The organism is Aquimarina macrocephali, assembly GCF_051627225.1.
GTDB lineage: Bacteria > Bacteroidota > Bacteroidia > Flavobacteriales > Flavobacteriaceae > Aquimarina > Aquimarina macrocephali.
In genome coordinates this window covers 4,231,545-4,247,413 of sequence record NZ_CP151795.1, presented here as the reverse complement: position 1 = coordinate 4,247,413, position 15,869 = coordinate 4,231,545, and the positions used below count along the sequence as shown (strand labels likewise).

The 15,869-nt window shown below is 34.2% G+C and carries 10 protein-coding genes; 1 reads left to right on the top strand and 9 read right to left on the bottom strand.

The features are described from left to right. Positions 1 to 53 precede the first annotated feature (53 nt). The 4 genes from AAFU52_RS18510 to AAFU52_RS18495 all read right to left on the bottom strand — a co-directional run bounded on the left by AAFU52_RS18510 (position 54) and on the right by AAFU52_RS18495 (position 5,239). A complete protein-coding gene (locus AAFU52_RS18510; RefSeq protein WP_438423023.1) occupies positions 54 to 1,586 on the bottom strand; it encodes a hypothetical protein in 1,533 nt (510 codons plus the stop codon). Between the two features lie 419 nt (positions 1,587 to 2,005). Further along, positions 2,006 to 2,347, bottom strand: a complete 342-nt coding sequence (locus AAFU52_RS18505; RefSeq protein WP_438423022.1) for a hypothetical protein — start codon at positions 2,345 to 2,347, stop codon at positions 2,006 to 2,008. 1,552 nt (positions 2,348 to 3,899) lie between these two features. Then, the gene (locus tag AAFU52_RS18500) at positions 3,900 to 4,721 is read right to left on the bottom strand and encodes a hypothetical protein (RefSeq protein WP_438423021.1); all 822 of its coding nucleotides are present in this window, start codon (positions 4,719 to 4,721) and stop codon (positions 3,900 to 3,902) included. Between the two features lie 17 nt (positions 4,722 to 4,738). Beyond that, positions 4,739 to 5,239 (bottom strand): hypothetical protein, encoded by a 501-nt coding sequence (locus AAFU52_RS18495; RefSeq protein WP_438423019.1) that lies wholly within the window; start codon positions 5,237 to 5,239, stop codon positions 4,739 to 4,741. Positions 5,240 to 5,364: 125 nt separating this feature from the next. Between AAFU52_RS18495 and AAFU52_RS18490 the strand changes: the two genes are divergently transcribed. Continuing rightward, entirely contained in the window at positions 5,365 to 5,595 is a 231-nt protein-coding gene (locus AAFU52_RS18490) for a helix-turn-helix domain-containing protein (RefSeq protein ID WP_438423018.1), read from the top strand. Here the strand turns inward: AAFU52_RS18490 and AAFU52_RS18485 are convergent. From AAFU52_RS18485 to AAFU52_RS18465, 5 genes are all read right to left on the bottom strand, one after another. After that, on the bottom strand, positions 5,592 to 6,041 hold the full coding sequence (locus tag AAFU52_RS18485) for a JAB domain-containing protein (protein ID WP_438423016.1): 450 nt from the start codon (positions 6,039 to 6,041) through the stop codon (positions 5,592 to 5,594). The genes AAFU52_RS18490 and AAFU52_RS18485 overlap by 4 nt on opposite strands. Positions 6,042 to 6,258: 217 nt before the next feature. Further along, the gene (locus tag AAFU52_RS18480; protein WP_438423015.1) at positions 6,259 to 6,636 is read right to left on the bottom strand and encodes a hypothetical protein; all 378 of its coding nucleotides are present in this window, start codon (positions 6,634 to 6,636) and stop codon (positions 6,259 to 6,261) included. Between the two features lie 9 nt (positions 6,637 to 6,645). After that, positions 6,646 to 10,602: a DUF6443 domain-containing protein gene (locus tag AAFU52_RS18475; RefSeq protein ID WP_438423014.1), complete on the bottom strand. Its 3,957-nt coding sequence runs from the start codon at positions 10,600 to 10,602 to the stop codon at positions 6,646 to 6,648. Positions 10,603 to 10,623: 21 nt separating this feature from the next. Beyond that, positions 10,624 to 14,976 (bottom strand): PKD domain-containing protein, encoded by a 4,353-nt coding sequence (locus AAFU52_RS18470; RefSeq protein ID WP_438423013.1) that lies wholly within the window; start codon positions 14,974 to 14,976, stop codon positions 10,624 to 10,626. Between the two features lie 179 nt (positions 14,977 to 15,155). Further along, the gene (locus tag AAFU52_RS18465; RefSeq protein ID WP_024771054.1) at positions 15,156 to 15,428 is read right to left on the bottom strand and encodes a hypothetical protein; all 273 of its coding nucleotides are present in this window, start codon (positions 15,426 to 15,428) and stop codon (positions 15,156 to 15,158) included. Positions 15,429 to 15,869 lie beyond the last annotated feature (441 nt).

The window sequence follows — 15,869 nt, the reverse complement described above, 5'->3', positions numbered from 1 at the left end:
AAATTATGCGTTCCATTTATGCAATGGAACAGCATTGAAACGGTGGAACACCTTTACTCAGGTAAGGATATACTAGTAATCTTGGTAATACAATCTTGTAGTGCTTGTTCTATAGAAGATTCTAAGTCTTTGTATTCATTAGGATTAGTGATTTCATATCGCACTATTGTATCTCCTTTTTTATTTTTCTGTGTTCTAATATAATAATTTTCAATTAGCTGCTTGTGATATCTCCATTGTGTTGTTTTCTTTATTTTTAATACTCTTCTGATTTCTAGTGCTGTAAAATAGCTTTGCTTGTTTTCTTTTAAATAAGATTTTAATCTTTCGAGATAGTTTCTACATGCTCCTGTAATGGTATCACTTTTACGTAACAGCACTTCTTTTATCAGTTCATTGGCAGCTTTAATATCTTCTATTGTAGTTTCGATATATTCCTCTCCTGTCTGCTGATCATACTTTCTTTTTCTCTTCCTCTGGCAATAGAAGGTAACAGCTTCGATAAATTGCAAATAATGTGTATTAGTCCTTCTGGGCTTAAATACTACCAGAGGGAGTGATAAATATTCTGCATATGGATTGATCACTTTAACAGGTTGTAATACACACTGCACATCTTGTAAAAATCTGACTGCTTCATATTCCTCATGCTTATCTATTTTACCTGCGAAAGATCTACGTTGATATTGCATAATCTTTTGATCCTGTACCTCTGATTCATCCATATACAGTAAGAAGCTTCTATTGCTATTATCTTCATAAATAGACTCTTGTGTAGTACAACCTGCAATAGATACAGGTCCTTCTACTACCAAATGAATGGTTTTGCTTTGGCCACGTGAATCTTTATGCACTACAGTTTTAGTAATTCTCTTTTTAGACTGTAACTCTCTGAGAGGGTACAATACAGATTCTGCTCCATCCATATCTTCTATTAGAATCAGTTTATTTCTAAGCTCTGTTCTGTTAAAGTAATAGAAGGCATTTGCAGAGAGTACAGTGATCTCTATTTTGTCTTCCTCTGGTATCAGTTCTGCTACTTTGCTTTGTAGATGCGTTTTTCCTGTACCAGAAGAGCCTAAACTAATACAATGTAAAGGATTGTTTGTTTTCCTACTGGTAAAGATCAGATACATTAATAATCTGTTGGTTTCTTCTCCAATAACACCAGATACACCTATGAGTTCATTAGTCTTTTGTAGTAGGTTCTTTGACTCTAAGAATTTAATAGCTGCCTGCTGCTCTTTATCTGATAACACTTTGATTTGTTGCTGTGTAGCTGCATTTTCTTTTTCTAGGGTATTAATACGATATTGTTCTAGTGCTGCTGTAAGTTCTTGTAGTGTTTTTCTGGTAATTATTGTTCCTATTTCTATACGTTCTGCAATCTTACGTACCAGTTTCTCTACCATAGTATCGTTATATAAATCAATACTATGTCGTAATACATTACTATTTTTTGGTTTACTAATACCTAACGTTACTCTCATTCTTTCTAAATTGTTGAATTTAATACCTCCCAGAACATGAATTTCTAACGTATCGGTGATGTACTCATAGTTTTGAGGATTTGTAGTATCTAACATATTTTGTTTTTAAAAAAGTGAGTATTTACAAGCTGTTTCAGCTATCTATAATAGAGAAATGGTAGTAGTAATAACACTTGTTCTGTATGACAAAAACTATCTTACTATTATGAGATAGTTTTATTAATTCTACCTGCACCTTTTGCCCTTCTGATAGTCCTGAAATATTGTATTTTACTTCTACCAGAAATGGACAATGAAGCTCTTTTAGTTTGTTGTATTTGTTCAAAATCATAATTCTATAGGGATTGCAATACATTAATCTATTGGTTGATTTTTTCTGAGTCATGTGTATTATAGCTATATAATATTAATAGAGGTGGTTTGATGGGATTAGATTTTAGCTGAAAAAGAGGGAGATCTTTATATATAAAAACAAACAGGAGCTTACTTGTGTAAACTCCTATTTAGTTCAAATTCTAAATCACTTCGGCATCTGCTACAAGATGCTCTGCTATCATTTCTTCTGTATTATCTACATATTGCCACCTGTGTTCTAGTGTCATAGTATCACCTGATTCTGTAGTATACTCATAAGGATCACATTCTACTTTCTGAATAGTACCAGGAAACTGACTCCCTATAATACTTTGACAGGTTGGCTCATCAAATGTAGTAGGCACAGAACATTGTTTTGCTGTAAAATACATTTTGCCTGTAGTATTGCTCTTCACAGCTTCTACGCCTCCTTGTAGAATAAGTACTAGAAATTCGTCTCCTTCTTGAGTGGTTCTTTTTTTGTAATCTGATACGGTTACCATAAGCTTTATATTTAATAGTTAACAAGGTGGGGGTACTTCCCCTACCTCAGAAAAGGGAGGGGTGTCTTGCTAATTATCAATCTCTTATAGCACTACAAGAAATTTTTCAAAAAAAATTATAAAAAATTTTCTGTGTAAATACTAATCAAAAGTGGAGCTAACTATAACCTTACTATTTTTCCTTACTTCTGGCAATACATAAATAACAGATTCATTATGCTATCAAAAGAAAAGGTGAGGGCGACTTATTAATTACCACACGCTTATGGATATGTAATAATTGTACCACCCCCACCATAGAAAATATAATTAAAAACAGAAGTGTAGCTAATGTAGTACACAGGTCATTGATTTTCCAGAAAGGAAAAAATGAAATGGTGGAACAATATTACCTTAGGAAATTTATAGTATAGCATCCAATGACTCTACCTGTATTCATTAGCCTGCAGTTGCCAGAGGAGACAGAAGTGAATAGTTTTTTATTAGAAAAACTAATACGAATTCTTAGAATCATATTTTTGCATCTAAAAATCAAAATTCTATAGCAGATATCAATATTTTACTAATTTTTGTCTTCTCTGGTAAACTAAGTAAAATTTTATAGTATAGCTCAACTTTACGAATAACCGACTTCTATGCGTGTAACAATATTTATTATTTCAGATTTAAACATAATTTACCCCTTAGTACCAAGAAAAGACTCTTACTACTTTGACATCATATTACTATGATGCGATATTAACCAACAATTTCCATTGTGCCGTACGCTAATGATCCTAACAATCATCCCACCTCCAAGAACTTCCCAAAACAGTTCTCCCACAACATTATATGCTGGCAATTTTTTAACCCTATCGGGGACATCTCAAGCTCTTATGTAAAAATGATAGAGCTTTACAACCCGACGTCAGAACCTATAACTGTGCTTTTGGCATCCTCTAGGCTGTTATACACTTTGCTTTGTGTATAAGGTCTACAAATCATATAGATTTGAATTGTAAAGGTTTATAAAAAGAAAAACCCTAGCTGCATCCTGATCTACAACTAAGGCTTTCATATATATTGAAACTTAAAGTTCCTAATTTAATTTCTTAGAAAATTGTTGTTTTTGATCAGGATCACAACTCTACAAAGATACGAAAAATGATACTTTTTTCCTACAAATATTATTAACATTTTTATTAACAAACATCTGTTTTTCAACACTTTAATATCAATCACATGTACTTGTTACATTTAGAATTCATTTCGTAATCTTACAAGTGTTAAAGTGCTCTTATTCATCTTTATTTATCTAAGTGATTTAGTGCAATTATATGTATTTAGTGCTCTTAGAAGTAAAAAATAACAACAGATTAAAATAATTATGATTTAATGAATTCATCTGTTTTTGCTGTGCTTCCGTATGATTTGATTGTAACTTATTAATTTCCTCCTCCTCTGGCATACTAACATAGTATCTAAAGTATAGCAGAGAGGTATATTATAAAAGAAAACCCACCAAAATTGATGGGTCATGAATTTTTATGATTCAGATACGTTTTGTTTATGTTTAATTATAAGAAAAAGTGTCTACATCAGAGAAAGGAATGCTACTGTTACTATCTGTATATGTTGCTTTTGTAGGGTATCCATCTTGATCATACTCATAGATTGCTGAAAATGTAAGTTTTCCATCCTCGAAATGCTCTTTAGGATTTGAAGGAGAATTAAAATAAGATCGTGTATTTAAATTATCTAATGAATTGCAGGTTTGTAGATAAAAGATCCCAAATTCATTGAATAACACATACATAGGATTTACCTTATCGTCATAATTGCAAGTATCTGAATTTATTTTAATAGGATTCCCATTTTTGTCAAATTCTTCTACAACTAGTGATATAGGGGCTCTTAGCTCATCTTCTTTAACTAACATTTTAGAAATTCTACTATTCTGATCATATTCGATATCTATTTTAAAGCCTCTAGAGTCACTCTGTTCAATTACACGATTTTGACTGTCATATTTGATAGTACCAACAATAACAAATTCTACACCTGAAATATCCGTTGACAAATCTTCTGGATGAAATCCGCTTTTGTGGTAATATGTTTCTATTTTTCCATTACTACCGTATTCAAACTGATACATCGTTCCAGAACACCCATAAAATAAGGCTTTTACTAGCTTTTCATCAGTATATACAAACTGATCAGGATAATATCCATTATGTTCTTGTTCGAATTTCTGCGAAACAACCTGTTTTATAAGTTTTGTTGTTCCTGTGATAGGAGGAGTGTCAGGATTGTTAGTTTCTGGCGTTTCATTGTTATTATCACTACTACACGCGTATAGTAGTATGATTAGAAAAAGAATCAGGAGTTTTTTCATTTTGTTATAGTGTTAAATTAAAATTTTGGTTTAAAACTGTATTTCCCATTATTTGCGATAGTTAGTTCATACACATTTGAGTACCATGTATATATCATTTCTTTAGTTTTAGTAGTGGTAAGGTCTTGATTAATTTTAGTTACTCTTCTTCCTGTGCTCTTAGTAGCTTCTTCGAGAGAAACAACAAATACATTATTCGCGCTTCTTCTAATTCTAGGGTTTCTATAGATCCATTCAGCGTTATAGAAACCATACCAGTCTTTAACAAAGTTTAATGCTTGTTGTTCGGTATAAAATTTAGATTTTGTTTTAGCTTTCTTACGAGGTTTGTTTTGCTGTTTTATTTTTTCTTCAAGCTTCGGGATCACTACGTAAATAAGCGAATCATATAGATGTATATACTCTTTTGCTGTTTCTCTGGCATATTCTTCTCTGGCTTCTAATTGCTCATATTCAGATTTAGAAACACATCCAAATAGCAAAAATGATGAAATGATCGAAGTTACTTTTTTTATCATACTCTCTTAATCTTAATCGATTTGTTGAAGTGGATTCATTTTATGATTTCAAATATAGTTTTTAAATTCAAAAATAGCGCATATATGCGTTGTTTTTATTTTGAAGGTTTACGCAATTTTAGCCTGTGAAGGCTATAGATCATAAATACATTACTGCATTTGGCAAACACTTAAGGGGCTTAAGAAAAAAATCTAAACTCTCTCAAGAGCAATTAGCAAATGATGCTGATATCCCAATAAGTCAGGTAGGTAGAATAGAAAGAGGAGAAGTAAACACTACTGTATCTACAATGAGAGCACTATCCAAAGCTCTCAAAATTCATATTACAGAATTATTTGATTTTGATAAAGATTAAAACTTGCAATGATCTGCCAAACTATAGAATTCTTCTTTTGTAATTATCAAATGATCTAGCAAATTAATATCTAATAGATTACCCGATTCTTTAATTTTCTTAGTAAGCCTAATATCTGAATCACTAGGCTCTAAAGTACCAGAGGGATGATTATGTGCTATAATAACACCACTTGCACATACTTTTAAAGCAATAGCAAATAATAACTTTACATCTACATAAGTACCACTAGTACCTCCTTTTGATAGATTTTGTACTCCTAATACTTCGTTTGCATTATTGAGTAGTAGTACTTTAAATTCTTCTTGTAGCTCTATAGTTTTCTGATCCCAAGAATTAATAAATACATTGTAAGCATCTGTAGAGTTCTTAATTTTTGTTCTGTGTTTTTTAGCAATATGAGATGAGTAGCTGATCTGTATCTCAGCAATGTTGTTTGTTAGCATAGATTTGGTTTTGATACGATTATATTGTTCTTTTCCTACTTTCTGGCAGGCTAGAGAACTGTTTTCTTAGTTCACTCTAGAGCATAAAAAAAGAGCTGCATTTCTACAACTCTTTTTTATTTATTTAATTTGTTTGATAATCAAACTTTATAATGCTCTTTTTCAAAAGCACCAATTTGACCCATTACCAGGGCATTACCAGTTTGGCTTATTACCTTTAATACTTAATACCAAATTCCTTAAATACGCTATTTCTATATTCAATTCCTGCATCAATCAGAACAAACTTTCTTTTCCAAAAAAAGTGATTGATATCATCTTCAGTGATGAAATTGACTAATCCCAAGAACCTTTCATCTAATAACTCAATCTTATTTTTAAAGTTTTTATAATCGTTATGATCTTTAAAAGAAGTGTCTTCTAATAATAATTGTATTTCATCTCTAACAGCAATATCATAATCTAACTCAAAAATATTTTGATTATATCCATCTCCACAATCTTCTATAATTTCATTCCAAGAGTTCGTTAATTCTGTTAGAGATTCAAAATTACTTCTAATTTGATACTTCTGAAAAAGGTTTTCTAGTGTCATAATAATAAATTAATATTTTTTTACTTGTTCAATAAAGTAATTTAATGCTTTATTATTTTTAATTTCCATTTTATAAAATGTCTGAATAATTCCTTGTTTATCTGCTACTCCAAAATGCCCAGTTTTTATATTCATCTTAAATATAGTTCCTTGTTTATTTACATAAGTCATAAAGTTTGATCCGTTGCTTGCAAAAAACTTTTGAGCTCCTTTAACATAAGACGAAAAAGAATTGAATTCACCGATTAAACTACCTCCATTTGTGATTGCTTTCCAACTTTTGGTTTTCCATAAATACTTAATGTTTTTAACATGTTTAGCATAATGAATGAAAGCTTTTCCTTTTGAAATAAATTTAAATGGAGCACCTCCCGGTACTATCCAAGTTGCTATTTCTGGAGCGACAGCAACAGATAAAAAATTGTTAAAAGCAATAGTTCCATCATAGTTAACATAAAAATTTTCTCCACCAATATCTACTGTTCTAGTCGTTGTTCCATCCCAAAATTCAGACCAAGCATCATCCCAACGACTTATTTCGGGTAATACTTTTGTTTTATTTTTATATAGGTCGTGAGCTATTTGATTTGGATTTTTTTCTTCTTGCTCACAATCATCACAAGAAGCTGTCTTACCTTTTCCATTAGAGAAATTACCATTTCCTGTATTTGTCCAAGTAGTTCCACTAGCAGAACTCTCAAATAAACCATTTATAAAAGATTCTGTATCAGCACCACTAGGATCAGCCCAGAATACAGGATTATTATCAAAACCATTATAAGTAGAGTTAGAATGATGTGTAACAGGGTCAATCCTTGCCCACCTTGCAATAGCAGGATCATATTGTCGCAATGGCATTTCATAAAGATCAAGACCTAGACCTTCTTCTAATTCTATACCATTATATCCATATGGATGTTTGCTACCATTCACGGCAAAATTGTATCCTTTATGTTGTAGTCCAAATGGATAATAATTCTTTTCTTCCTGTACGATGATCCCTTCTTCGGTTTCTTGTAGCACACTAATATCATCAAGATAGATTTCTTCTTCTGCAGCTATACTACTGGTTAATCCCAGTTTGATATTTAGCTTAGCAGCATCTTGCTTGATCTGGTAGGTAGCTTCAAAATTACCTTCGCCAGCATCTCCTGCAGAATACCATCCTGTACTCTTGTTGGTAGCATCAATCTCATTGACCAGTACACGCATCTTATATCCTTTGCCATTGGCATCCAGTTTCAGTCGTATCTTCACAGTTTCACCAGCACTAAAAGATTGTGTAATCTTCTTATTTGTACCACTGTACATATACCGTACTTTAACACCTAAACGGCCATTGGTTGCAGATACGCCTCCGCCACCCCAGCCATCGGTACTACTATCAAAAGTATCATTTAAAAAAGTCTTGTTACCGCCTTTATTATAGCTTAAACGTATATTGCCTAAATGGTCTTTGTATTGATAGATGTACTTAAAGCCATCTGAGTGTTGTTCTACATACCCTTCTGAGGTATTAAAGAACTCCAGATTACCATTCTTATACACATAATTACCGGCATACTCAGTCTCTATTAAAGAACTTCCCTCTGTTGCAATCTTTTTTAATTTTGCTCCAGTGGCGTCGTAAATATAATTAATATTTCCGGTATGATCTGTATTATTTACAGTTACTGTTTGAGGTAGATTTAAATGATTATAGGTAATCCCTGTAATCCCTTTGTTTTGATCCTCAGTCATATTACCATTAGTGTCGTAAACATAATCATTAGAAGTATCAGTAGCAGTATTCACCGCATCATCTTTAAAGCCAAACTGATCTATAGGGGCAGCATCACTAACTTTCATGAGCTTATTGCCGCTGTCATACGTATAAGAGAGTATATCCATATCCCCAAAATCTGTGGCTGCTGCATTAATATGTCCTTTTCTATTTAAAGAAAGAATGTTCCCAACCTTATCATACGTGATATTACTTATCGAATAGTTACCAGTATTATCTGTTGCACTTACAATTCTATTAAGGGCATCATAACTATACACATATGAAGTGCTTACCGGATTGTTCGGAGGGTTAGGGTTTACACTTTGAGTTTTCCAATGGGTCTCTGCTATATTACCATTAAACAGCGGTGTAGCTCCAAGTTGTGGGGTATTGTAATTGATGCCAAAAGCAAACAGATCATTCCCCAAGTTATTTACATCATTGATCCCTTTTAACCAGCCTCTTACATTGTATTTGTAGTGAATATCCTGTAATCCATTACCCACTTTTTTAGACACTAACTGCCCTAAAGCATCATAGGTATTGGCTGCGATAACTTCTGGATCCTGAGTATTGATCTTTTGGGTTTGGTTGAGTACTCTACCCATATGGTCATACATAAAACTATCTATCGTTACAATCGCTGCATGACTATCTTTGATATGCGTGGTTGTGGTTTCTTCTACCTTACCCACAAAATCCAGCTTGGTTTCTATAATATCTGTAGTGTTTAGATACTCATTCTTACTGGCTACATAAATCGGTCTTGATTTGGTATCATAATAAGTAACCGTAGTGATCCAATCCAGAGTTTCTAACACCCGTACTTTACTAACTACCGGTAAGGATTTGGTTTGCGCTCTAGGGGTTACACCATATACCATGGCTGGTGCATTAAAAAAGGTATCTTCACTGCCTAAAACAGTATAGTCCCCATAATAATTGATGGTGAGTAGTGTAGCATTGGTCACTTTGGGATAGCCCCCATCATTATAGTACAATTGTACCCCATCTACTAGTACAGGAGCAATACGGTCTACCCACAATGCATCACTATAGGCGGTAGCCTCGGTTTGTAGGGCTACACGATCCTTGGGATCGGTGATTTTACCGGTGTAGGCTACCCGGCCAAAGGCATCGTATTTGGTATAGAGCCATGCATTAGTTGCTTTTAAGTTGGTATCCTGGGTCATAATCGGCTGATCGAGTTTGTTATACACAATATACTCCTTGCCTTTGCCAGGGATCTTCTTCTCGATCAATCGGTTTCTATAATCATATTTATATTGGTAGCACAATTCAGTAAGCTCAATAGCAGAGATACTTGTAGTACTCGTATCTACTTTAGGTGGTATTACATAGGTTAAATTCCCAAATCTATCATATACATAATGGGTATCATGCGCTGATCCTGCATTAAAGGTTCGTTTTAAAACAATTCTACCTTGTTTATCCTTGTACTCTTTAGTAGTATGATTATTACCAGCTGCCGGAGTCCAGTTTTCATCTTGAGTAATGGTTATGTACAATTGATTTGCACCATAAAAACCATCCTTTACCAAGCTAGGAGCTTCAGTATCGTTTGGATTGGCAAAGTCTACTTTAAAATAGATTACTTCATTAACTTTATTAGTATACCAATCTGTCTTAATAGCGTGATCTGCATCACTATTAGGGTTAGCTTTCCAAGCTGTACCAGGCGCACCTATTTTTATTACTCGATTAAGAGGAGATTTATCAAAAATACTCTCTGAGTAGGCATTAACCTCTCCCAGATTAGTATTAGTAATCCCGGGAAAATCATCTGTATAGTTGTCTTTGTAATATTGGTTAATATCTTGATTTACATTAATATCTTTATAACTCCCCACCGTATTACTTGCCTCAAAAGGCAGGTATTGTTTGTCTTGTCTGCCATACACATCATACTCGATATGGGTTACAATATCCTTACCATCTTTAGAGGCTTTGATTGCTCGTTGTTGTATCGGTCTACCCAGTCCATCAAAATAGGTAACACTCTCTATCGTCTTATCAATATCATTGATATTAGTACAATTTACAGCCTCTATCTGCGCAATAGTCATGGCTGTTTGAGGAACTGTCGAATGTATATAATTCTTATCCGATAACACCACCTGGGCCTGAAGCTTCAACCCCATTAGTAGTATCGCGATGCTATATATTATTTGTTTTTTCATCTTACTATATTGTTTATGAGATTAATGTTGCTCTCCTGTACCATTACCACCTCCTCCGGAGGATTTACTAACAATCACTGGCATGGTTTTTAGTACCGATTGGTTTGTTCTGGTATCTGTCACGGTAGCTTGAATCTCATACTCGCCGTTGTCTGTGGTCCCATAAGAGAATGAAGTCCCTGTCCTATTCGAGGTATAAGTAGACGAAGGACTTGATAATCGCCATACTTTCCAGGTAACAGTACTGTAATGCCCTGATCCTGCACTTTTTGTTAAATTAAAAGTTACACTAGGATTAGCATTGGTAAGAGTGGCATTATCAGGGGTTACATTGATCACCATAGGGTTATACGAATATATCGTAACACTCTTTTCTTTAAAATGTCCTGAAACCGTGTTATCTATAACACGAAACTTAACAGTATATTCACCTGCAGTTGGGAAATTATTAGAGTAACTGGTGCCTGTAGCACTTTGTTTTACGTTATTAACATACCACTCATAGCGGCGAGAGCCTGATCCTCCGCCAATTCCATGAGCACTAAAAGATATGTTTACACCTTTTACAACGTATGTTTTACTAGCAACTACCGAAGGAACATTTAGCGGATTATATACATACAATGATCGAACTTCGCTATCGATAGATTTACCACTTCTGTTATCGATCACTTTAAAATACACCGTATAGGTGCCTGCTGTGTTGTTGGTATAGGTAAAGGTGGTAGCAGTACTGGCTTGTTTTATAGTGTTTACATACCACTCATAGCGAAAGTCACCCGTTCCTCCACCGATACCCGTGGCACTAAAATTAACATTGGTACCAGTTATAACACTACTATAATTTGCACTTAATACTGGGATATTGATAGGAGGATACGCCACTACTACAGTCATCGTTTTACTGACTCTATGTTTAGTTTGCGTATTATAGGCAAGTACCGTTACAGTATATGTGCCTTCACTAGCAAAGGTTTTGGTAAAACTAGTGGTACTATCACATTGTTCTTGTGTACCATCTACAGACCAGGTATAAAGGTTTGCACCGCTGCTTCCTGAAGTATTAGCAGTAAAAGTAACTGCTTGATTAGGTTGAACAGATCCAGAAGCCGAGAGATGGATAGTCATATCTCCTAAAACATCGGATTGTTGACCCTGATAATTATAGCGTAGCTGTTGGGCTATATACTGTTCCTGATCCAGGGTATATTGCAAACGGTTCAATGCATCATATTGATAATACATGGTATAGCCTTCTGGATCTGTCATACTAGTCACCCCAACAAGAGGATCATAGGTATAGCCGCTTATTTCTGCATTTTTAAAATAGGTATGCTCTCGTAAATCCTTAAACAGGTTACGCATAGTTGTTTCTTCCGCTTCTATATCTTCAGTATTAGAAGCTGTTTGTAACTGCGTAATCAAAGAACTTGCTGTTGCTGGTATTCCAGTGTAACTAGCGTTATCAATCTTAACAATAGGTTGAGTATTATTATATCCCCAGACATACATGATATGACGACCATCGACTTGTGAAATTTCTAAAGGATTTCCATGAGTATCATATTGAATATAAGTAAGGCGAGCTTCTGGATCATCACCGCCTTTGGCAATCTTAGTAATCTCCGGCAATACTATTCCATTACCCCAATCCTTAAACTCCAGAATTTGGGTAGTCATTGGCGTAGTACCTTCTGTGTTTTTTGTCTCTATAGGAGTCGTAATCCTGTTTTGAGCCACCAGAGCATCGTTAACAATACTACTCTTATCATAAGGATATGCATAGTTTGTCGTTATGGTATTGTTATGACTATCTGTGTAGGTTTGCGTCTTTAATTGCCCATATAGGTTGTCATACGTATAGGTAACATCCTTGGTAATAGTGTTTCCTGCACGAACTTCTATTTGTTTAGAAGATATTACTGGAAATATCTCTGAGTAATTGACATATTCTTTTACTCCAAAATAATTAGGGACATCTGTGTAATTATATTCTGTTACAGATTCTGGGTCATAAAAAAAGACGATTTGACCTACTTTTAAATTATACGAGTTTAAATGCTGTAAAGCTCCAAAATTCATATCTATGATACTATCTTTATTGATAGTACTAGCAATTGAAGAATATACGTTGCCATTCTTTTTCAATAGGTCTTGTTTGAGTACTTTCCCTCTTCTCCAGTTGTTTTTTTCGGTTGGAGCAAAAGGAAAAATTTCTTCTTTATCGGGACCTCCAGAAAAGAAACGTTGTGTTCGTTGGTCTTCTCCATTATCTCCTAATTTAATTTCTTGAACAGATTTGTATAAGACCGGACTCCCAATATAGCTACTTAACGGGATAGTACTTGATGATCTGTTTTTTATTACGGCACACTCGTTTTGAGCAACATATCCATGTATTTCACCAGTTTTGTATATAGGTTTAGAAAGATTGATCCCTGTAGATTTTCCTGCTTCATCGTCATAAGAATACGCTTTAGTAATACAATTTCCTTCTCCATCACAAGATTTTACCTGTGCTACCCGAATACCTCCAAAAGGGATATTAGCATATGTTGGTGTAGGGGTATTATCATTGGGCTTATAATATTTTATGTTTACGCTGGCTTTAGCATAAGAAGGATTGATAGGCTCTATGGGCCTATTGATATATACTTCTAGTTCATATTCTCCCGGATCCAACTTAAATATGGTTGTATTCATATATTTTGGATCTTTTGGATCAGGGTCAATTACAAGCTGATCATATAGGTAATTACATATGCTACCTGGAGTAACACAACTAACTGTTGATGCTACATTTTTCTTTTTAAGTTTAACCAAGGCTTCTGCCCCTCCACCTGTGGCTTGTAAATCATATGAGATTGAAATATAAGTTCCTTGCCCGGGGATTTCCCCTGGAGTGAAAGTGATTGATTTGGTTTCGGTAACAAATTGACTATCTGGATAATCAGTTGATTTTAAAAGTAATTCATCCGGAGTATTTAATCTATCTTCTATACCAATTTCTCCTGTATCTAATGCCCCATATACTTGATTTTGAGCATAGGTAATTTCAGAATATCCTTTGGTGGGGTAATATATCCTTTTCAACGCTCCTAATCTGGTGCTATTAAAATCAGGAGATCGATTTGAGTTTGAAGAAATCAGACTTCCAGAAGTATTTGTGTTCCCATTGTAATATCCCCAATAATCTTGCTTATAGTACGGAATCTCTAAATGTGAACTGCCAAAATACTCGAATGTGTAATAATTTCTTTGGGTATCAGGCGTGTGTTTACCTCTGTGAATTGCTGTAAGTAATTTTCGTTTTACGGTCTTATCATCATAAGTAAACGCATATTGCATAATATCCTGCCCTACTGTATTCTTGATCTTAATACCCTCAAGTGTTACCGGGTTTTGTCCTTCGAGAGCAGGGTTTAATATCGTATACTCAAAGGTTACGGTTTCTGATGGGGTAGTAATCGTACTAATACTTAATCCCTGGGTATTCGAAAGTGTTTCACTTTTAAACAGCCCTATTAGATTTGGTTTAGCCTGGCAATAGTTTGTCTCATATGTAGGAGCCGCAGTTACCCAGGTGTCTGAATGTACTTTTTGAAGTGTATGTTGATTTACATAGGTAAATGTAATTTCTTTGGTATTAGGTAATACAATTTTGTTGATCACCCAAGCCGATGTATATACCTGAATATGATCTCCGTTCTCTGTTGTAGTCTCTTCTATATCATTAAAATAATATTTGATCCCAGAATCATCGATAAGTTCGAAACCACCATTATTGGGTAAACGTGTAAGCTTGTAATTCTTATATGGTGCAAAAACAGCTTCGTCATTATGGTTTAGATAAAAGGTAGCCGATAAAGATCCTACATTAATCATATATTTATCAGATTCGGTATCCCATTTTCCGGACACAGACCCTCTAACAAGTGCATTTTTATCTGCATTTGACATCCCGTCTTTATTGGTATGAAATTGATATACTTTTTGACCAATAGTATTGGGACCAACATACCCAAGTGGTGATTCATCAGGAAGACCTCGAATCTGACGAGTAATCATACCTTTTCCTATAAAATCCCAGCCTAACCCAACGGCTCCGGGGATAGCTTCTACTTGCAGACCCGCATAGTTATAGGATAATGAAATCGGTAAACTAAAGCCTGATTCGTTAATGGTATGCAATGGGATGCCGTGATTGATCCTTCCTGTAGAAAGATTCACAGGGATTTCTCCATATTTCCCCAGACTAGCAGCCTCGGGAGAAGTTGGAAAAATCTGCGGTGGTTGTGCGGGTGATGGCTCTGCCTGACCAAGAACTGTAAGTCCCAGAAGCAAGAATGCCACCGTAGTGATAAGATGTTTCATATAAAAGTAATTAGTGACTGATTTTATTTTTTATTGTATTCCAGTAGCAATATTACGGTATCCCAGTTTCGTTTTTCGGGACTGAGAAAAAAAAATGAAAGTTTTTTTTGAAGTGAGATAATGAGGGGGTCAGATTTAGGGTTTCAGGTTACTAGGTTTTGGGTTAACCGTTCTCTTAACTACCCTATAAAAGGATTAATAATATTCGTTTTTCGATCTTTTGTATAGAATCCAAAAGTAAAATCTACCGGTTCGGCATACACAAAACTTTGTACAGTGATGTCATACTCAACAGGAGCATCTAAACTTTTCATCGTATTAATGATGCGATATAGTTTTGTTTTTGAGATTCCTAATTTAGAGATCAGTTCTTCTGGTGATCCTGTAGCTTGCAATCGAATAAGCTGATCAATGCGTTCTATAAGTTTGATCTGTTTGATAATACTATTCATAATGAGTTGCAGATTAAACCTTAATAATGTAGTAGAGCATTATCTAAGGTAAAGTAATGAGAATATTAGTCATTGTTTAATGCAATTATGGGGTAGTTTACATATGGTCCCTAACGGAACTAAAAAAAGAGTTTTTATTATATAATACCAGTTATAACATCTGCTATGAATTTGTTTCTTTTGATATCCTTGTGATAGTTCATCCTACTTTTTTTGTTTTCTCAAATGTAAGGTTACAGTCTAGTCAAAAACAAGAAAAGCAAGTCGGTATTTATCAAATACGACTTGCTTTTCAATAATCAAATTATTGATTTTCAAATAATTAAATACATGCCGTGTTTAAAAACTAGTATTTCAAAAAAAAGTATAAGTTCGAGAGGTTTTTATGATGAAATAAGAAAATTTATGTCAGTCAGAGTGATTTTCGGTAGGAAATTGTAT